The 18868-nt window shown below is 62.6% G+C and carries 15 protein-coding genes; 1 reads left to right on the forward strand and 14 read right to left on the reverse strand.

Annotated elements, in window-relative coordinates; genetic code table 11:
• Positions 1-97: 97 nt before the first annotated feature.
• Entirely contained in the window at positions 98-2446 is a 2349-nt protein-coding gene (locus LPA34_RS10525; protein ID WP_228977717.1) for a Tex family protein, read from the forward strand.
• 139 nt (positions 2447-2585) lie between these two features.
• Here the strand turns inward: LPA34_RS10525 and LPA34_RS10530 are convergent, their stop codons facing one another.
• From LPA34_RS10530 to ispG, 14 genes are all read right to left on the reverse strand, one after another.
• A complete protein-coding gene (locus LPA34_RS10530) occupies positions 2586-4472 on the reverse strand; it encodes a potassium transporter Kup (RefSeq protein WP_228977718.1) in 1887 nt (628 codons plus the stop codon).
• A 308-nt stretch (positions 4473-4780) separates the two neighbouring features.
• Positions 4781-5368 (reverse strand): phosphoribosyltransferase, encoded by a 588-nt coding sequence (locus LPA34_RS10535; RefSeq protein ID WP_228977720.1) that lies wholly within the window; start codon positions 5366-5368, stop codon positions 4781-4783.
• A gap of 3 nt (positions 5369-5371) precedes the next feature.
• Positions 5372-6718, reverse strand: coding sequence for an adenylosuccinate synthase (locus tag LPA34_RS10540; protein ID WP_228977721.1), 1347 nt, complete (start codon positions 6716-6718; stop codon positions 5372-5374).
• Between the two features lie 146 nt (positions 6719-6864).
• The gene (locus LPA34_RS10545) at positions 6865-8016 is read right to left on the reverse strand and encodes an ATP phosphoribosyltransferase regulatory subunit (RefSeq protein ID WP_228977722.1); all 1152 of its coding nucleotides are present in this window, start codon (positions 8014-8016) and stop codon (positions 6865-6867) included.
• A gap of 182 nt (positions 8017-8198) precedes the next feature.
• The gene (locus tag LPA34_RS10550; RefSeq protein ID WP_228977878.1) at positions 8199-8390 is read right to left on the reverse strand and encodes a DUF2065 domain-containing protein; all 192 of its coding nucleotides are present in this window, start codon (positions 8388-8390) and stop codon (positions 8199-8201) included.
• A 46-nt stretch (positions 8391-8436) separates the two neighbouring features.
• On the reverse strand, positions 8437-9345 hold the full coding sequence (hflC, locus tag LPA34_RS10555; RefSeq protein ID WP_228977724.1) for a protease modulator HflC: 909 nt from the start codon (positions 9343-9345) through the stop codon (positions 8437-8439).
• 11 nt (positions 9346-9356) lie between these two features.
• Positions 9357-10745, reverse strand: a complete 1389-nt coding sequence (hflK, locus tag LPA34_RS10560) for an FtsH protease activity modulator HflK (protein ID WP_228977727.1) — start codon at positions 10743-10745, stop codon at positions 9357-9359.
• A gap of 49 nt (positions 10746-10794) precedes the next feature.
• Positions 10795-11982 (reverse strand): GTPase HflX, encoded by a 1188-nt coding sequence (gene hflX / locus LPA34_RS10565; RefSeq protein ID WP_228977728.1) that lies wholly within the window; start codon positions 11980-11982, stop codon positions 10795-10797.
• A 58-nt stretch (positions 11983-12040) separates the two neighbouring features.
• The gene (gene hfq, locus LPA34_RS10570; RefSeq protein WP_006051315.1) at positions 12041-12277 is read right to left on the reverse strand and encodes an RNA chaperone Hfq; all 237 of its coding nucleotides are present in this window, start codon (positions 12275-12277) and stop codon (positions 12041-12043) included.
• Positions 12278-12427: 150 nt separating this feature from the next.
• On the reverse strand, positions 12428-13765 hold the full coding sequence (der, locus tag LPA34_RS10575; protein WP_090530456.1) for a ribosome biogenesis GTPase Der: 1338 nt from the start codon (positions 13763-13765) through the stop codon (positions 12428-12430).
• A gap of 460 nt (positions 13766-14225) precedes the next feature.
• Positions 14226-15371, reverse strand: coding sequence for an outer membrane protein assembly factor BamB (bamB, locus tag LPA34_RS10580; RefSeq protein WP_228977730.1), 1146 nt, complete (start codon positions 15369-15371; stop codon positions 14226-14228).
• Between the two features lie 63 nt (positions 15372-15434).
• Positions 15435-16064 carry a tetratricopeptide repeat protein gene (locus tag LPA34_RS10585; protein ID WP_228977732.1) on the reverse strand — a complete coding sequence of 210 codons (630 nt, stop codon included), beginning with the start codon at positions 16062-16064 and terminating at the stop codon, positions 15435-15437.
• Between the two features lie 72 nt (positions 16065-16136).
• A complete protein-coding gene (hisS, locus tag LPA34_RS10590) occupies positions 16137-17486 on the reverse strand; it encodes a histidine--tRNA ligase (protein ID WP_228977734.1) in 1350 nt (449 codons plus the stop codon).
• A 33-nt stretch (positions 17487-17519) separates the two neighbouring features.
• Entirely contained in the window at positions 17520-18836 is a 1317-nt protein-coding gene (gene ispG / locus LPA34_RS10595; protein WP_228977735.1) for a flavodoxin-dependent (E)-4-hydroxy-3-methylbut-2-enyl-diphosphate synthase, read from the reverse strand.
• Positions 18837-18868 lie beyond the last annotated feature (32 nt).

Genomic DNA, 18868 nt, shown 5'->3' on the forward strand with positions numbered 1-18868 from the left:
GGCAAAATGCCCCGCGTCAGCAACCGGTCGCCGTGGGTTCGCCCGACGCGGCATCTCAGGCGGCCCTGATCGAAACCCGCAGGAACACGCATACCTTATGACGGAAACCGTAGCACTCAAGATCGTACAGCGCATCGCCACCGAACTCGCCGTCCAGCCGCGCCAGGTCGCGGCCGCGGTGCAACTCCTCGATGAAGGATCGACTGTTCCGTTTATCGCTCGTTACCGGAAGGAAGTGACCGGCAATCTCGACGATACGCAGCTGCGTAACCTCGAAGAGCGACTCCTGTACCTGCGCGAGCTCGAAGAGCGACGCGCGACCATCATCGCCAGCATCGACGAACAGGGCAAGCTCACCGACGAGCTGCGCACCGCGCTCGAAGCCGCCGACAGCAAGCAGGTTCTTGAAGACCTGTACCTCCCCTACAAGCCGAAACGCCGCACGCGCGCGCAGATCGCCCGCGAAGCCGGCCTCCAGCCGCTCGCCGACGCGCTCCTCGCCGACCCCACGCTCGATCCGCAAACCGAAGCAGCGGCTTATGTCGATGCCGAAAAGGGCGTCGCGGACGTAAAGGCCGCGCTCGACGGCGCGCGCGACATTCTCTCCGAACAATTCGGCGAAACCGCGGAAGTGCTCGGCAAGCTGCGCGATTACCTGTTCAACCAGGGCGTGGTGTCGTCGAAGGTCGCCGAGGGCAAGGAGAGCGCGGAAGAAGAAAAATTCCGCGACTACTACGACTATTCTGAAACGATCCGCACGGTGCCGTCGCATCGCGCGCTCGCGCTCTTCCGCGGCCGCAACGCGGGCGTGCTGATGATCAAGCTCGGTCTCGGCGAGGAACTCGACGCGCAGGTGCCGCATCCGGGCGAAGCGATGATCGCGCGCCATTTCGGCATCGCGAACCAGAACCGCGGCGCCGACAAGTGGCTTTCCGACGTGTGCCGCTGGTGCTGGCGCGTCAAGGTGCAGCCGCACATCGAAAACGAGCTGCTGACGAACCTGCGCGACGAAGCCGAGCACGAAGCCATTCGCGTATTCGCCCGCAACCTGAAGGATCTGCTGCTGGCCGCACCGGCGGGACCGAAGGCTGTGATCGGCCTCGATCCGGGTCTGCGCACCGGCGTGAAGGTCGCGGTGGTCGATCGTACCGGCAAGGTGCTCGCCACCGACACGATCTACCCGCACGAACCGCGTCGCGACTGGGACGGCTCGCTCGCGAAACTCGCGCGCATCTGCGCGCAGACGCAGGCCGAGCTGATCAGCATTGGCAACGGCACGGCGTCGCGTGAAACGGACAAGCTCGCGAGCGAACTGATCTCCCGTCATCCGGAATTCAATCTGCAGAAGATCGTCGTATCCGAAGCCGGCGCATCCGTGTATTCGGCGTCCGAACTCGCGGCGAAGGAATTCCCCGGGATGGACGTGTCGCTGCGTGGCGCGGTATCGATCGCGCGACGTCTGCAGGACCCGCTCGCCGAACTCGTGAAGATCGAGCCGAAGGCGATCGGCGTCGGCCAGTATCAGCACGACGTGAACCAGCGCGAACTCGCGCGCTCGCTCGACGCCGTGGTCGAGGATTGCGTGAACGCGGTGGGCGTCGATGCGAATACGGCATCGGTTGCGCTGCTCGCGCGCGTGTCGGGATTGAACGCGACGCTTGCGCGCAATATCGTCGACTATCGCGATGCGAACGGTCCGTTCCCGTCGCGCGAACATCTGCGCCGCGTGCCGCGCCTCGGCGACAAGACGTTCGAGCAGGCCGCCGGCTTCCTGCGCATCAACGGTGGCGAGAATCCGCTCGACCGCTCTTCCGTTCACCCGGAAGCGTATCCGCTCGTCGAACGCATGCTCGCGAAAATCAGCAAGCACGTCGGCGACGTGCTGGGCAACCGCGAGGCGCTCTCGGGCCTGTCGCCGACGGAATTCGTCGACGACCGTTTTGGTCTGCCGACCGTGCGCGATATTCTCTCCGAACTCGAAAAGCCGGGCCGTGATCCGCGCCCCGAGTTCAAAACGGCCACGTTCCGCGAAGGCGTCGAGAAGGTTTCCGATCTCGTGCCGGGCATGGTGCTCGAAGGTGTCGTGACGAACGTCGCGGCATTTGGCGCGTTCATCGATATCGGTGTGCATCAGGACGGCCTCGTGCACGTGTCGGCGATGTCGACGAAGTTCATCAAGGACCCGCACGAGGTCGTCAAGGCCGGTCAGGTCGTGAAGGTGAAGGTGCAGGAAGTCGACGTGAAGCGTCAGCGCATCTCGCTCACGATGCGTCTCGACGACGACTTCGCGGCCAGCTCCGTGCCACGAAGCGGCGCCCAGCAGGACCGCGGCACAGGCCGTCCGGGCGGCGGTGGAGCGGGCGGTGGGCGCGGGCAGCAGCAACGCTCGCGCGACGCGGAGCCCGCTGGCGCCATGGCTGCTGCGTTCGCCAGGCTGAAGCGTTAAGCCCGACGGGCAGGTGTGCGGCGCTGACGCGGGTCACTCGTGGCTCGCGTCATTTCAACCGCACCTGCATCAGACACAAAAAAGCCCACATCCGCGTGGGCTTTTTCTCGTTCACCGTGCGGCCAACGCCGCGCGACGTTCAGATCTCGATCTTCGTTCCCAGTTCGACAACGCGATTCGCCGGAATGCTGAAGAAGTCGGTCGGTTTCGCGGCGTTCTGATGCATCCACGCGAACACGCGTTCGCGCCATACCGACATGCCAGGCAACTGCGTCGGCACAACCGTTTCACGGGCGAGGAAGAACGACGTGTCCATCAATTCAAACGTCATGTCATGCGTCCGGCCGACATCGAGCAGCACGGTCTTCACGTCCGGCGTTTCGTTGAAGCCGTAGGCTGCCTTGACAAGATACAGCCCGCCTTCAAGATCCTTCACGGTCACACGCTCTTCGTCGTTCACATACGGAATGTCACGCGTGACGAACGTCAGGAAAATCGTGCGTTCGTGCAGCACCTTGTTGTGCTTCAGGTTGTGTAGCAGGCTCACCGGCACGAGCGTATCGCTGCCCGTCAGGTAGATCGCGGTACCCGATACGCGATGCGGCGGATGCGCAAGCAGCCCCTGCAGGAACGGCATCAGCGGAATACCGTCGGCGGCCGTGCGTTCCTTGACGATCATGCGGCCCTTGAACCACGTCATCAACAGGAAGAACAGCAGCGCGCCGATGCCGAGCGGCAGCCAGCCGCCCTCCTCGACCTTCAGCAGATTCGCGCCGAAGAACCCGAGATCGACCGTCATGAAGGCCGCGATGATGAGCGCGACCAGCAACTTGTTCCAGTTCCACACCTTCACCATCACGACGCACGCGAGCACGGTCGTGATCACCATCGTCGCGGTCACGGCAATACCGTATGCCGCCGCGAGGTTGTCCGAACTCTTGAAGCTGATCACGATGCACAGGATGATGAAGAGCAGCATCCAGTTCACGACCGGCACGTAGATCTGCCCGATCGCCAGTTCCGACGTGTGCAGGATCTTCATGCGCGGCACGTAACCGAGCTGGATCGCCTGGCTCGTCAGCGAGTAGGCGCCCGAAATCACCGCCTGCGATGCGATCACCGTCGCGACCGTCGACAGGATCACGAGCGGCAGAAGCGCCCAGTCGGGTGCGAGCAGGAAGAACGGATTCTCGATTGCTTTCGGGTCGTGCATCAGCAGCGCACCCTGCCCGAAGTAGTTCAGCACGAGCGAAGGCATCACGAGCGCATACCAGGCCACCCGGATCGGCTTCGCGCCGAAGTGGCCCATGTCGGCATAGAGCGCTTCGGCACCGGTCAGCACCAGCACGACCGAGCCGAGCACGACATACGCCTGCAGCACGTGCGCCGACATGAACGAAAACGCGTAGTACGGATTGAGCGCGGCAATGACGCCCGGCGACTGTACGATGTGCGTCAGGCCGAGCGCGGCGATCGTCAGGAACCACAGCACCATGATCGGGCCGAACAGGCGCCCGACGAGCGCGGTGCCGTGCCGCTGGATCCAGAACAGCAGAATCAGGATGACGATGGTGAGCGGCATCACAAGATGCGACAGTTTCGGCGCCGCGATCTGCAACCCTTCGACCGCGGACATCACCGAAATGGCCGGCGTGATCACCGCGTCGCCGTAGAACATGCACGCGCCGAAAATGCCGAGCATCATCAGCATGCCGGCCGCCTTGCCCGATTGATCGAAGGATCTTAACGAGAGCGCCATCAGGGCCAGCACACCGCCCTCGCCGTTATTGTCGGCGCGCATCACGAACAGCACGTATTTGACGCCGACGACGATCACGATCGCCCAGAACAGCAGTGAGATGACGCCAAGAATGGATGCGTCGGTGAGCGGAATCCCGTGCGACGGGGAGAACGCCTCCTTAAGCGAATACAACGGGCTCGTGCCGATGTCGCCGAAGACCACACCGATCGCAGCGATAGCGAGAGAAGGCAGAGGCTGCCTGCGCCCGTGGTTGGTATTTGTCATAAACGCGGAAAATCCGTTCCTGATCGGAAAAGCGAGCGCTATTCTAAACTGGCCGTCGTAACCGACCGGCCGGCATGTTGCGGATACACCACGAGGACCGTCCGCGCAGTGTAGCATCGCCCTAAAGGCGCGTCTGTCCTCGCTGAAACACTTTCCGGCGCGTGCCGTGAACGACCGGCTGCGCCATCGGAGCGCCCCGAGCAACCGCAGCCCCTGGCCGCTCGTTCAGTGGGCGCGTCAAAAAAAACGGAGCCCTCGCAGGCTCCGTTTCTATGCGACACACCATGTCGTGATCGCCTGCACTGTCATCACGCCTTCAACACGGTGTCCTGTGCGGTTCCGCGCTTGATCCACGCGCCGAGATTATGCGGACGAACCGTGTCCCATTCCTCAAACGGCTGATGGATCCACGGATTCGTAGGCAGATACTGCACGTGATAATCGGGTGTCACCTTCGAACAGCCCTTGTACCACAGCACGGCCGAACGCACCGCCGTGATGGCCGGATAACGCTCCTTCAGATGCTGCTGCACGCGCGCCAGCGTCACACCGGAATCGACCAGATCGTCGACGAGCAGCACATTGCCCGACAGTTCGCCGCGCGTCATCGTGATGTACTGCGCGATGTCGAGTTCGCCCTGCTCGGTACCGGCTGCCTCGCGATACGAACTCGTGGCGAGAATGGCCAGCGGCAGGTCGTAAATACGCGACAGCTGGTCGCCGACGCGCAGACCGCCGCGCGCGAGGCACAGGATCTTGTCGAACTTCCAGCCGGACTCATGTACGGCGAGCGCCAGCAATTCGATCAGACGGTGATACTCGTCCCAGCCGACCCAAAGATTCTTTTCATCGTTGCGAGGATCTTTCATCGCAATCATGGGCACACCCTGCGTCATGACTTAAGCCTTGAACGGATGACGAAGAAGAATGGTTTCGTCGCGATCCGGACCGGTGGAAACCATGTCGATCGGCACGCCGGCCACTTCCTGCACACGCGTGAGGTACGCGCGTGCCTTTGCGGGCAGCCTGTTCCAGTCGGTGATGCCGATGGTGCTTTCCTTCCAGCCGTCAAACGTCTCGTACACCGGTTCACAACGGGCGACTTCCGACGCACCGCGCGGCAGGATATCGGCGTCCTTGCCGTCGAGCTTGTAGCCGACGCACAGCTTGACTTCGTCGACACCGTCGAGGACATCGAGCTTCGTGATGCACAGGCCCGACACGCCGTTGATCTGGATCGAGCGACGCAGTGCGGCGGCATCGAGCCAGCCCGTACGGCGCGGACGACCCGTGACCGAACCGAATTCCTTGCCGACCGTGGCGAGCGTGAGGCCGATCTGCTCCTGACGGTTCGCGTTATCGGCGTCGTACAGTTCGCTCGGGAACGGGCCCGAACCGACGCGCGTGCAATACGCCTTCGTGATGCCGAGGATGTAGTTCAGCTTTTGCGGACCGACGCCCGCGCCCGACGTGGCCGCACCGGCCACGCAGTTGCTCGACGTGACAAACGGATAGGTACCGTGATCGATGTCGAGCAGCGTGCCTTGCGCACCTTCGAACAGCAGGTTGTGGCCGGCGTGATTTTCGTCGTAGAGACGCCGGGACACGTCGGTGACCATCGGCTTCAGACGGTCTGCATAGCCCAGCATCATGTCGAGCGTCTGCTGGAAGTCGACTGCCGGCGCGCCGAGGTACTGCGTCAGCACGAAGTTGTGGAAGTCGAGGTTTTCGCGCAGGCGTTCAGCGAACGCTTCCGGCTCGAACAGATCCTGCACGCGCAAGCCCCGGCGTGCGACCTTGTCTTCGTAGGCCGGGCCGATACCGCGCCCCGTTGTACCGATCTTGCCCGCGCCGCGATGCGCTTCGCGCGCCTGGTCGATGGCGATGTGATACGGGAGGATCAGGGTGGTGGCTTCGGAAATGAACAGACGCTTTTGAACATCCACGCCTGCGGCTTCGAGTTCGCCGATTTCCTTGAACAGCGCTTCCGGCGACAACACGACGCCATTACCGATGTAGCACGCAACGCCGGGATGCATGATGCCCGACGGAATCAGACGCAAGATGGTTTTCTTGCCGCCGATGATGAGCGTGTGGCCGGCATTGTGACCGCCCTGGAAGCGCACGACGCCCTGGGCGTGGTCCGTCAGCCAGTCGACGATCTTGCCCTTGCCCTCATCACCCCACTGGGTTCCCACGACGACGACGTTGCGCCCGGGGTTCACATTCACTGCGCTGGCAGACATGTTGTTTCGTAAGCTGGTTAAAAACGTATTCTACCGATATTCGCGGAAGGTTCCGGATTTTTTCCGTTTCCACTCAACGGCATGGCCGTTATTCCGGGTATTTTGAAGTAGACGCGGCGGCTCGCCGCGCCCGGCTTTTCCGGCGCTCAGGAGCGTACTTCCACGACCCACGCGCCGTTGCGTTCGACCAGTACGCGGTCACATGCGAATTCATCGAGATCGTGATCGTGGCCCGGCAATGCCTGGATCACCACTTCACCGGCGTCGCGCAGTGCGGCGACACTCGCACGCAGCGCGTCGTCGTGTTGCCACGGCGCGAGGATCGCGCTGCTGCGCGCCTCGACCGGCGAAATCCGCGCCACTTCACGCAGATCGAGCGAGAAGCCGGTTGCGGGCCGCGCCCGACCGTACGCTTCGCCGACCTTGTCGTAACGTCCGCCGCGCGCCACCGCGTTCGGTACGCCGTCGACGTACGCCGAGAACATCACGCCGCTGTGGTACGCATAGCCGCGCAGGTCGGCCAGATCGATCATCACTTCGGCGCCGTCCACCTGCGCCGCGAGGAACGCGAGGTCATCGAGCGCACGCGCGATTTCCGGTGTGGCCGGCAGGCACGCGCGGGCTTCGGTGAGCACCGAGGCGTCGCCGTAGAGCGTCGGCAGGACGCGTAGCGCATCGCGTGTCGCGGGCGTCAGGTCCGCGCTCAGTTCGTCCAGACGCGGCACGTCCTTGCCGGCGAGCGCGTCGTAGAGCGCTTCGCCCAGCGCGACGGCTTTCGGTTCATTCGCGATCAGCGCGGAGAGCACACCCGCATGGCACAGGTCGAGCCGCACTTTGGCGAGACCCGCAAGGCGCAGCGCGTCGAGCATCAGTTGCTGGATTTCGAGGTCGGCTTCGAGGCCTGCATGCCCGTAGATTTCGGCGCCGATCTGGATCTGTTCACGCGTTGCGTGGAGGCCGCGCGGACGCGTATGTAGCACATTGCCCGCATAACACAGGCGCGTCACGCCCTGACGGTTCAGCAGGTGGGCATCGATACGCGCGACCTGCGGCGTGATGTCCGCGCGCAGGCCGAGCGTGCGGCCCGACATCTGGTCGACGAGCTTGAACGTGCGCAGGTTCAGGTCGCCGCCGCCGCTCGTCAGCAGCGACTCGAGATATTCGAGCATCGGCGGCATGACCATTTCGTAGCCATAGGCGCGGAAACGGTCCAGCAAACGGCGACGCAACTCTTCGATCTTGCGGGCCTCCGACGGCAGCACGTCGGCAATATTCTCGGGAAGTAACCAGGTCGACATCGATACAGTCCTACGACGTTGAACACGGACGCGCGGGCGCGCCGGTATATGACGGGTGAATGGCGAAAAATACGTCCGGTCCGGCGTGAGCGCCGCGGCGGGCGGGTCATGGCGCGGGGTTTCGTTCCCTGCTCGCGTTCGCGCCGCGCCCGGCAGGCGAACCGGCTTCGCTCACGATGCGCTCATGTCGCGATCAGCAGCAAAACCAGCCCGAGCACCATCACGATCAGGCCACCGATGCGCACCTGATGCACGGGCCGCTCCGCAATTCTACGAAACGTGTCACGCCAGGCGCTCGGGAACACAAAGGGGAACATCCCCTCGATGATCAGCATCAGGGCGATCGCGAGCAATAACGAGCCGGCTATATCCATTCGAATGACGGCGCCGCGCTGCACAAGGCGCGCAACGCTCCGATAATCAATGTTTGCGGGCGGGCGCAGCAGCGGCGGCGTCCGGCGACGTGCCGCCTGTCGGGCTGCGCATGAAGCGGAAGAACTCGCTGCCTGAATCGACCACGATCACGTCGTTCGGCTTGAAGCTGTTCCGGTACGCCTGCATGCTCTGGTAAAACTCATAGAACTGCGGGTCGCGGCCAAAGGCTTCAGCAGCGATCGACGCCGCGTTGCCATCACCCTCGCCCTTGATCTTCTGCGCATCCCGGTAAGCGTCCGCGACGATGCTCTGTTGCTGCAAGCCCGCATCCGCCCGGATCTTGTCGGCTTCGGTCGCACCCTGCGCGCGCACATCGCTCGCGGCCTGCTCGCGCGCCGCAGCCATGCGCTTGTAGACGGAGTCGGTCATGGCTGCCGGGAAATCGATACGCGTCAGTTGCACGTCGATCACCTCGATGCCAAGCGGCGCCGTGGCCTTCTGCATCGCCACACGCGCCTCGCTTGCGATGTCCTGCTGTTTTGCCAGCGCATCGGCGAGCGTAATCTTTGCGAAGACGTCGCCGAGCGCGTCGCGCGACATCGTCGCGAGACGTTCAGGCAACGCCTGCGCATCACCCTTCGTATCCGCGAAGAGCTTCAGCGGATCGGTCACGCGATAGTGGATCACGGGGTTCACGAGGATATCGATCCTGTCGGACGTGACGTAGCGATCAGCGTCCGGCGCATCGACGGACTGGATGCGCGTATCGACGAGCGTCGCGGTCTGCAGCGGCGGCGGCAATTTCACATGCAGGCCCGGGCCGACGAGCGTGGGCGTCGTGTCGCCTCGGCCCGACACGACAGCCATATGACGCTGGTCGACCACATAGACCATCGACGACGCGGCAAACAGCACGATCACAACAGCAATGACGAGCGCAATGATTCGGTTCATGTTCGCGCTCCTTATTGCAGTTCTTCGTCGCGACCGCGACTACGGAACGAATCGCGCGAACGGAATGCGTCGCTGGCAGCGGCCGCCTGGCTTGCGCCACTGGCCGGTACAGCCGCCGCGCCCGAGGCAGGCTGCGACGCGGTTGTAGCCGCGGCGGTGCTCGCACCCTGCGGCGTTGCCGCGGGCACACCCGAACCCGCCTGCGCGCCGCTCGCGGTGTCGACAGCCCGTTGACGGGTCTGTTCGACGAGCTTGTCGAGCGGCAGGTACAGCACGTTGTTCGAAGACTTGCTGTCGACAAACACCTTCGTCGTATTCGAATAGATGTGCTGCATGGTTTCCAGGTACATGCGCTCGCGGATCACGGCGGGCGCCTTCGAGTATTGGGCATAGACCTGGCTGAAGCGTTCGGCATCGCCTTGCGCCTGAGCCACGACGCGGTCGCTGTACGCATGTGCATCGTCGATCATGCGGGCGGCATCGGCCTGCGCACGCGGCAACAGTCCGTTCGCATAAGCCTGTGCGTCGGCCCTCGCACGCTCGCTATCCTGCCGTGCCTTCGCGGCATCGTCGAAGGCGGACTGGACCTGCTCGGGCGGCGTCACACCCTGAATCGTCACACCGGTGACGGCAAGACCCGTGTGGAATTCGTCGAGCGAACGCTGGATCGAATCGACGAGTTGCAGACGGATTGCTTCGCGGTCCTGATCGAGGACGCTGTCCGTACCGCGGGCACCCACGATTTCACGTATCGCGGCCTGCGCGGTCTGCGTCACGGTCTGATCGGGATCCACGCTGCGGAACAGGTAATCGGTCGGTTTGCGGATCTGGTATTGCACCGAGAAATGCACGTCGACGATATCGCCGTCGTGCGTCAGCATCGATGCGTCTTTCACATTGGGCGTGCGCACGACGTTATTACGGCCGATTTCGACCGAGCGCACCTGCCCGACATTGACCATCTGGTGCGATTCGAACGGATACGGCAGACGCCAGTGGATGCCCTGACCTGCCGTCAAACGGTATTGACCGAACTGCGACACAACGGCGACCTGGCCATCCTGCACGACGAACACGCCGCTACCCAGCCAGATCGCGATGAACACGCCGATGACAATGCCCACGCCAATGCGCGTGCCGCGGCCATTGTCGGGCCGGCGCTCGCCATTGCCTGAGCCGTTGCCCTTGCGGCCGAACACGCGCGACAGGCGCCGGTTGAAATCACGCCACATCTCGTCGAGATCAGGCGGGCTTTCGCCATTCTTGCCGTTTTGCGGACGCTTGGGATCGTTCGGACGCTGCTTGTCGCCATTGCCTTCGCCCCGGCCCCAGCGCGGATCGTTCATCGAGAAAATGGCGCGCACGCGCAACCATGTACTCCGCTCGTTGTAATCGTTCACCTGTGTTCGTTCACCAGAGTAGACAGCCGGTCAATGCAATTGGAACGGGTCAGTGCCCGAGTTCTGGGACCTTGCGGTCGTCGGTTGGTGCCGCCGGCCGGTCTTCTTCCGGCAATGGAGGCACTCGGTCGGAAAGATACTCGGCGGTCGCGATTTCGGCGATAGCGGCGCGCAGTGTGTCCAGCCCCTGCCCCGTGCGCGCGCTCAAAAAGACGCGCGAAATATTACCATACTCATCCCGCTCAACCGTGTCGCCGCGGGCCGCCAGCTCAGGCACGGCGTCGATCTTGTTGAAGACCAGCACCTGCCGGATCGCGTCCGCGCCGATTTCGTGCAGCACGATGTTCACCTGGTCGATCTGGTCGAGCCGCACGGCGCTCGATGCATCGACGACATGCAGCAGCAGATCGGCGTGAACGGTTTCCTCGAGCGTTGCGCGGAAAGCGGCCACCAGCTGGTGAGGCAGCTCGCGGATAAAACCCACCGTATCGGACACCACCACCTGGCCGACTTCGTCACCGAGATACACCCGGCGCGACGTGGTATCGAGTGTGGCGAACAGCTGGTCGGCCGCGTAGGCCTGCGCCTTGGTCAGTGCGTTGAAGAGCGTGGACTTGCCCGCGTTCGTATAGCCCACGAGCGACACCGACATCGTGCGATTGCGCTCGCGCTGCCGACGCTGCGTGCCATGCTGGCGGCGCAGTTTCTCGAGCCGCGACTTGAGCGCCTTGATGCGCTCGCCGATCAGGCGACGGTCGGTTTCGAGCTGCGTTTCACCCGGACCGCGCAGGCCGATACCGCCCTTCTGGCGTTCGAGATGGGTCCATGCGCGGATCAGCCGCGTGGCGAGATACTGCAGCTGCGCGAGCTCGACCTGCAGCTTGCCTTCGTGGCTGCGGGCGCGTTGCGCGAAGATGTCGAGAATCAGGCTCGTCCGGTCGATCACGCGTCTGTTAAGCGCCTGCTCCAGATTGCGCTGCTGCGCGGGGGCCAGTGCGTGATTGAAGATGACGATTTCGATGTCGTTCGCCTCACACGCAAGACGCAGTTCCTCGGCCTTGCCGCTGCCGACGAACATCTTCGCGTCAGGAGCGGACCGGCGTCCGGTGAGGGTGACTACAGGATTCGCACCCGCGCTTTGCGCGAGCAGACTGAGTTCTTCGAGACTGGCTTCGAAATCGATCTTTCCGAAGTCGATACCGACAAGCGCTGCGTTGGTCAAATTGGAGGGTATCAAAATGAAGCGGCCGGGAGAGATCGCCGACAGGCGATGCCATGCCGGCCGCGACGAGGGATTAGGACTGTTCAGAATCCGGGTGGAAATTCACCGGACGGGCCGGCACGACTGTCGAGATTGCGTGCTTGTAGACCATCTGGGTAACCGTATTTCGGAGCAACACGACGTACTGGTCGAACGATTCGATGTTCCCTTGAAGCTTGATGCCGTTGACCAGATAGATCGAGACCGGCACGTGCTCTTTGCGCAGTGCGTTCAAAAACGGGTCTTGTAACAATTGCCCTTTGTTGCTCATAGCAAACTCCGTATTTTTTTGCAGGTTGACTAAATTGACGGTGAAGAAAAAGAAATTCGCCGTCAACCGCTACACTATAGCCGATTTTTGTTTTTGCGCGAGTAGCCTGACCATCCGGCCAAACCCAGCACACACGCGGGTTTCAGCGTTTCAGCCTTTGTCCGCGTAAGGGTTCGTCGACGAACGGAACTCTATGCGCAATGGAGTCCCGGTCAGCCCAAAAGTTTCCCGGAAGCGGTTTTCGAGGTAGCGCTTATAGGTTTCGGTAATCGCGTCGAGCGCGTTGCCATGAATCACGATGATCGGCGGGTTTTGTCCACCCTGGTGCGCGTAGCGCAACTTCGGACGCACCGGTCCACGACGTCGCGGCTGCTGGAACTCGACCGCATCGATCAGCGCGCGGGTCAGCTTCGGCGTCGGCAGCTTTGCCATGGCGGCGGCGTACGCATCGTCGACCGATCGCATCAGCTGGCCGATACCCGTTTTTTCCGCCGCCGAAATAAAGTGAAATTTGGCGAAGTCGAGAAATTTTAGCTTGCGCTCCAGATCCGCTTTCGTGCGCTCGCGCACGTGCGAATCGAGACCATCCCATTTGTTCACGCCGACCACCAGCGCGCGCCCCTGCTCGACGACGAAACCGGCGATGTGCGCGTCCTGCTCCGAAATATCCTGGCGCGCGTCGAGCAGCAGGATCACGACGTTCGCGTCCGAGATCGACTGCAACGTCTTCACCACCGAGAATTTCTCGATCGCCTCGAACACCTTGCCGCGCCGACGCAGACCTGCCGTGTCGATCAGCGTGTAGTTTTTGCCCTGGCGCTCGAAGTCGACGTAGATCGAATCGCGTGTGGTGCCGGGCATGTCGAACGCGATCACGCGATCTTCGCCGACCAGCGTATTGATGAGCGTCGACTTGCCCACATTCGGGCGTCCGACGATCGCGATCTTGATGCCGCGCGCGTCCTTGTCTTCGTCTTCCTCTTCCGGATGGCCCGCGTACGCGACGCCGAGCGCCTCGTTGATCATTTCCGTCACGCCGTCGCCGTGCGCCGCGGAAATCGCGCGCGGGTCGCCGAGACCGAGTTCGTAGAAGTCGGCGGCCACCGCGCTGTACTTCATGCCTTCAGCCTTGTTGACGACGAGGAAAACCGGCCGGCCGGTCTTGCGCAGGTAGTCGGAGATCGATTTGTCCTGCGGCGCGAGGCCATTGCGGCCGTCGACGATAAACACGACGACGTCCGACTCCTCCACCGCCTGGCGCGTCTGGCGCGCCATTTCGTGCAGGATGCCGTCTTTCGCGACCGGCTCGAAACCGCCCGTATCGACGACCAGATAGGGCCGTTCGCCCGTCCGTCCTTCGCCATAGTGACGGTCACGCGTCAACCCCGGCAAATCGGCGACGAGCGCATCACGCGAACGCGTGAGACGGTTGAACAGCGTGGATTTCCCCACATTGGGGCGCCCAACGAGGGCAATAACGGGTTTCATCAGATGTTGTTCACAGTGAAACGCAAGGTCGAGAGACTCGACGGGCCGTGCGGCGATGCCACATGACTGCCTGTTGGCTGCGTTTGACAAAAATTATCACGAAATCGGTCACACCCGGGATGCGAACCATCGCTGCATCTCCCGGCCGACGAGGAACTGGCTGGCTGGCGCGACCTTCATACGATGCGCAGAAACTGCGTGCGACATGCGTGAGGCGTTGAGCGTCTGCAGATCCAGCGTTGCGGACGGCGCTTGAACCGGGCGTCGCATTTCGCGACCGGCGCGCACCCACCACGCCACCCAGGTACCACTTTTTACCGGGCCGCCGGACCAGCCGGGCTGGCAGCCTGTATCTCCATTTCCCACATGGGCGCGGCGCAGCTGATGCTACGCCAGAAATACGTGCGGCCGGCAAAGCCGGCCAGCACGTCGATCGGATCGAACGAAGCTGTGCGCGCGATCAGCGCGGACGGAAACCGTACAGGTCGCCGTCATGCGTCTGCACGACGAGCGTGTCGCCAGCGAGGACCGGGGCAGCGGTAATTGCGCTGCCATCGGTCTTCATGCGGGCAACGAACGAACCGTCGTCACGCGACAGGAAATGAACGTAGCCTTCGAAATCGCCCACCACGGCTGCGTGCCCCAGCAGGAACGGCACGCCGACGTCGCGGCTCTTCAGCTTGTCGTTGGTCCACAGCGGACGGCCCGTCGCGGCGTCGAATGCATGCATGACCGCCCAGTCGTCACCGGCGACCACAACCGTGTCATCTTCCGCGAGACCGCTCGTGCTCGAGAATTTACGCTCCCACACGGCGCGGCCCGAATTCGCATCGAAACAGCCAATCTGCCCCTGGAACGTCACCGCGCAGGTTTGCGCGCCCACGAGCGCCGGCGCACCGGTCACGTCGTTAATACGCTCGACTTCCGTCACACCCTTCGGATACGAGACCGGCGTCTGCCAGAACGCGTCGCCCGTGTGCAGGTTGATCGCAGCGAACGCACCACCCGGGAAGCCGGCCAGCACGGCCTGATCGCCCGCGAACGTCATACCCGACGACACACGCAGGTTGAGCGGCACCGCGCGATTGCGGTAATTCCATTTCTGCTCGCCTGTCTGCGCGTTGAAGGCCGTGATCTGGCCATCTACCGTGCGAACCACAACGAGACCATTGCCAACGAGCGGCGGCGAAATGATTTCGCCGGGTGCCGTGCCCTTCCACAACAGCTTGCCGTCCGGGCCGAGCACGAAGACGCCGCCCTTCAGCGCACCGACGGCGGTCAGGTTGCCATCACTGCCCACACCCGCGGAAAGATCGTCGTCGACCTTCGTACGCCAGATGTCCTTGCCGGTTTGCGCGTCGATCTTCGCGACCGAGCCGTTTTCACCCGCCGCATACACCGCATTGCCGACGGCAACCGGCGCGAACAGGTAGCGACCGGCCTTGCCGACGCTCGACTTCCACGTCTGCTGCACGTCGAGCACGGGTTTGAACTCAGTGAGCGGCGTCGGCACGCGGCGCTCGTCTTTCGTGGATGAGCAAGCCGCCATCGTAAGAACGGTCATCGCACAGGCAACGGGCACAGCGTAACGTTTCAGCAGATTCATCGGTGGACGAAGCATTAATTGAGAATTTATCAAATGGAGCCAGTTGATCACGCGGCGCGCCGGTCAGCCGCCGAGTGCATCCAGCTTGAACTGGATCAACTGACGCGTCGACGTGTCGTTCTTCGACAGCGTGTCGAGCGCGAGCTTGTAGGCTGCGCGCGCATCGTCGCGCTTGCCCTGGGCCGCGAGCAGATCGCCGCGACCGTCCGCCACGACGCCCTTGAATGCGTCGGACTGCGGCTCGGCCAGCAACGCGAGCCCTGCATCATAGGCCTTCTCGTCGAGCAGCAGCGAAGCGAGGCGCAATTTCGCGATCTGCTTGAACTCGTCGTCCTTCGCGTGATCGACGGCCCACTGCAACTGGGCCTTCGCTGCCGGCTCGTCGCCAGCGGTATAGAACGCCTTCGCCGCGCCGAGTGCGGTCATCTGCGCGTAGGCGGTGCCGCTGAACTTGTCTTCCATGTCGGCCGTGACACGGGTGATCTTCGCCTTGTCGCCCGAAGCGAGCGACTGCTGGACCTGGTCGTACAGTACAGCCGCTTCAGCCGCCTGACGACGCTGCCAGAAATTCCAGCCGTTCCACGCCGCCGCGGCGACGAGTACGACCAGCACGATCCACGTGGTTGCATTACCCCACTGCGCCCACCATGCCTTTACGCTTTCAATCGATTCTTGTTCGTCGTGGTAACTCATCGCGAGGCGATTCCTTCTTCCTTGATACTTTGTCTTTGTCGTACTTCACGCTGTGTTCAGCGCACCGCGCGATCAGTCGTCGCCGTCATCGCCTTCGTCGGCGGATGCAACCATCGCATTGATTAGAAATTCGGTCAAGTCTTCAGCCGGCACGTTCTGCTGTTCGCTTTTTGCGCCTTCCGGGCCGGTATTGCGCAGCGGTTTCACGCCGACCGTGCCGTTCGCGATCTCGTCTTCACCCAGGATCACCGCGAAGGCCGCGCCGCTTGCATCAGCACGTTTCATCTGCGACTTGAAGCTGGCCGACTGGCCATCCGGGCTGCAATGCAGGATCACGTCGAGACCCGTATCGCGCAACCGCTCGCCGATGATAAACGCCTGCTCGCGCGCCGCGTCGCCCTGATGCACGAGGTACACGTCGCAGCCTTCGTCTTCGGGTACGAGCTTCTCTTCCTTCAGCAATTCGAGAATGCGCTCGATGCCCATTGCCCAGCCGCACGCAGCCGTCGGCTTGCCGCCCAGCTGCTCGATCAGCGGGTCGTAGCGACCGCCGGCAGCCACGGTGCCCTGTGCGCCAAGCTTGTCGGTCACCCACTCGAACACGGTCAGATTGTAGTAATCGAGACCGCGCACAAGACGCGGATTGATCTTGAACGGGATGTTGTTCGCTTTCAGGATGCGCTGAAGCCCTTCGAAATGCGCACGCGATTCATCGCCGAGAAAATCGATCAGCTTCGGCGCGTTCTGCGCGATGTCCTGCAGCGCCGGATTTTTCGTGTCGAGCACACGCAGCGGGTTCGTGTAGAGACGACGCTTCGCCTCTTCGTCGAGCACGTCCATGTGCTTCTCGAGATACGCGATGAGTTCGACGCGATGTGCGGCACGCTCTTCGGCGAGACCCAGCGAGTTGATTTCGAGCTTGATGCCTATCAACCCGAGATCGTCCCAGAGACGCTGGCACATCATGATGATTTCCGCGTCCGTATCCGGACCGGCGAAACCGAGTGCCTCGACGCCGACCTGATGGAACTGGCGATAACGCCCGCGCTGGGGACGCTCGTGACGGAACATCGGGCCGATGTACCACAGGCGCTTCGGGCCGTCGTACAACATGTTGTGCTCGATCGACGCACGCACGACTGCTGCCGTGTTTTCCGGACGCATCGTCAGGTTTTCGCCGTTCAACGCGTCGGTGAAACTGTACATCTCTTTTTCAACGATGTCGGTGACTTCACCGATACCGCGCGTGAACAGCTGCGTGTGCTCGATGATCGGCGTACGGATATTCTGGTATCCGTACGAACGCAACATCGACTTCACGGTCGATTCAAAAAATTCCCACAGCCCGGCATCCTGCGGAAGGATGTCGTTCATGCCCTTCACGCCTGCGAGTTTCTCGAGCTTTTTCTTCTGTTCAGTCATCTGTGTTCTATCTGACGATCCTGGTTGAGCGGTCTAGTTGGCGACTTCGGCACGGCCGTAAGTACGCTCGACGTAGTCGCTCACGATTTGCTGGAATTCTTCCGCGATGCGCTCGCCGCGCAGCGTCTTGACCTTTTCGCCGTCGATGAACACCGGTGCCGCGGGGTTCTCGCCCGAACCCGGCAGGCTGATGCCAATGTTCGCCTGCTTTGACTCGCCCGGACCGTTCACGATGCAGCCCATCACGGCAACGTGCATCTTCTCGACACCCGGATACGTATCGCGCCACACGGGCATCTGCGTGCGCAAATATGTCTGGATCTGCGATGCGAGTTCCTGGAACAGCGTGCTGGTGGTACGGCCGCAACCCGGGCACGCGATCACCATCGGCGTGAACGAACGCAAGCCCATCGTCTGCAGGATTTCCTGGCCGACGATCACTTCACCTGTACGCGACGCACCCGGTTCCGGCGTCAATGAAATGCGGATCGTGTCGCCGATGCCCTGCTGGAGCAGCACGGACAGTGCGGCCGTCGAAGCGACGATGCCCTTCGAGCCCATGCCGGCTTCCGTCAGACCGAGGTGCAGCGCGAATTCGCAACGTCGCGCGAGCTCGCGATACACGGCGACCAGATCCTGCACGCCGCTGACCTTGCACGACAGAATGATCTTGTTACGGCTCAGACCGAGCTCGACCGCGCGTTCCGCCGAGCCGATCGCGGACTGGATCAGCGCTTCGTACATGACGCTCTGTGCTTCCCACGGCGTGGAACGCGCCGCGTTTTCGTCCATCATCTTCGCGAGCAGGTCCTGATCGAGGCTGCCCCAGTTGACGCCGATACGCACCGGCTTGTCGTACTGGATCGCGGCTTCGATCATCTGCGCGAACTGCGTGTCACGCTTCGCGCCATGACCGACGTTGCCCGGATTGATCCGGTACTTGGACAGCGCCTCGGCGCATGCCGGATAGTCACGCAACAGCAGGTGGCCGTTGTAGTGAAAATCGCCGATGAGCGGCACTGTCACGCCCATCCGGTCGAGCTGCTCACGCACTGCCGGGACGGCTGCGGCCGCTTCCGGCGTGTTCACCGTGATACGCACGAGTTCGGAACCCGCCTGCGCGAGCTCCTTGATCTGGATGGCTGTGCCGATCGCATCCGCGGTGTCGGTGTTGGTCATCGACTGCACGCGCACCGGCGAATCGCCGCCGATCGTGACGATCTGGCCGCCCCAGCGCACGTCTACAGCATGCGAGGAACGGCGCGGCGCGTGACCACCAAAAACCGGATCGGTTGAAACAATCTTGCTGCTGGAAGGGGATTGAGCTTCGGAGTGCATCGAAAGACCCATTTACACCGCAGGCGCCGCGCGCAAAACGCGCC

The organism is Paraburkholderia gardini (assembly GCF_907164575.1).
GTDB lineage: Bacteria > Pseudomonadota > Gammaproteobacteria > Burkholderiales > Burkholderiaceae > Paraburkholderia > Paraburkholderia gardini.

What these genes read in the sequence shown, in the direction of transcription:
- hfq (WP_006051315.1), bottom strand. Translation starts at nt 12,277, where the DNA reads ATGAGCAACAAAGGGCAATTGTTACAAGACCCGTTTTTGAACGCACTG.
- LPA34_RS10550 (WP_228977878.1), bottom strand. Translation starts at nt 8,390, where the DNA reads ATGGATATAGCCGGCTCGTTATTGCTCGCGATCGCCCTGATGCTGATC.
- der (WP_090530456.1), bottom strand. Translation starts at nt 13,765, where the DNA reads ATGAAACCCGTTATTGCCCTCGTTGGGCGCCCCAATGTGGGGAAATCC.
- LPA34_RS10545 (WP_228977722.1), bottom strand. Translation starts at nt 8,016, where the DNA reads ATGTCGACCTGGTTACTTCCCGAGAATATTGCCGACGTGCTGCCGTCG.
- LPA34_RS10525 (WP_228977717.1), top strand. Translation starts at nt 98, where the DNA reads ATGACGGAAACCGTAGCACTCAAGATCGTACAGCGCATCGCCACCGAA.
- LPA34_RS10540 (WP_228977721.1), bottom strand. Translation starts at nt 6,718, where the DNA reads ATGTCTGCCAGCGCAGTGAATGTGAACCCCGGGCGCAACGTCGTCGTC.
- bamB (WP_228977730.1), bottom strand. Translation starts at nt 15,371, where the DNA reads ATGAATCTGCTGAAACGTTACGCTGTGCCCGTTGCCTGTGCGATGACC.
- ispG (WP_228977735.1), bottom strand. Translation starts at nt 18,836, where the DNA reads ATGGGTCTTTCGATGCACTCCGAAGCTCAATCCCCTTCCAGCAGCAAG.
- LPA34_RS10535 (WP_228977720.1), bottom strand. Translation starts at nt 5,368, where the DNA reads ATGACGCAGGGTGTGCCCATGATTGCGATGAAAGATCCTCGCAACGAT.
- hisS (WP_228977734.1), bottom strand. Translation starts at nt 17,486, where the DNA reads ATGACTGAACAGAAGAAAAAGCTCGAGAAACTCGCAGGCGTGAAGGGC.
- hflC (WP_228977724.1), bottom strand. Translation starts at nt 9,345, where the DNA reads ATGAACCGAATCATTGCGCTCGTCATTGCTGTTGTGATCGTGCTGTTT.
- LPA34_RS10530 (WP_228977718.1), bottom strand. Translation starts at nt 4,472, where the DNA reads ATGACAAATACCAACCACGGGCGCAGGCAGCCTCTGCCTTCTCTCGCT.
- LPA34_RS10585 (WP_228977732.1), bottom strand. Translation starts at nt 16,064, where the DNA reads ATGAGTTACCACGACGAACAAGAATCGATTGAAAGCGTAAAGGCATGG.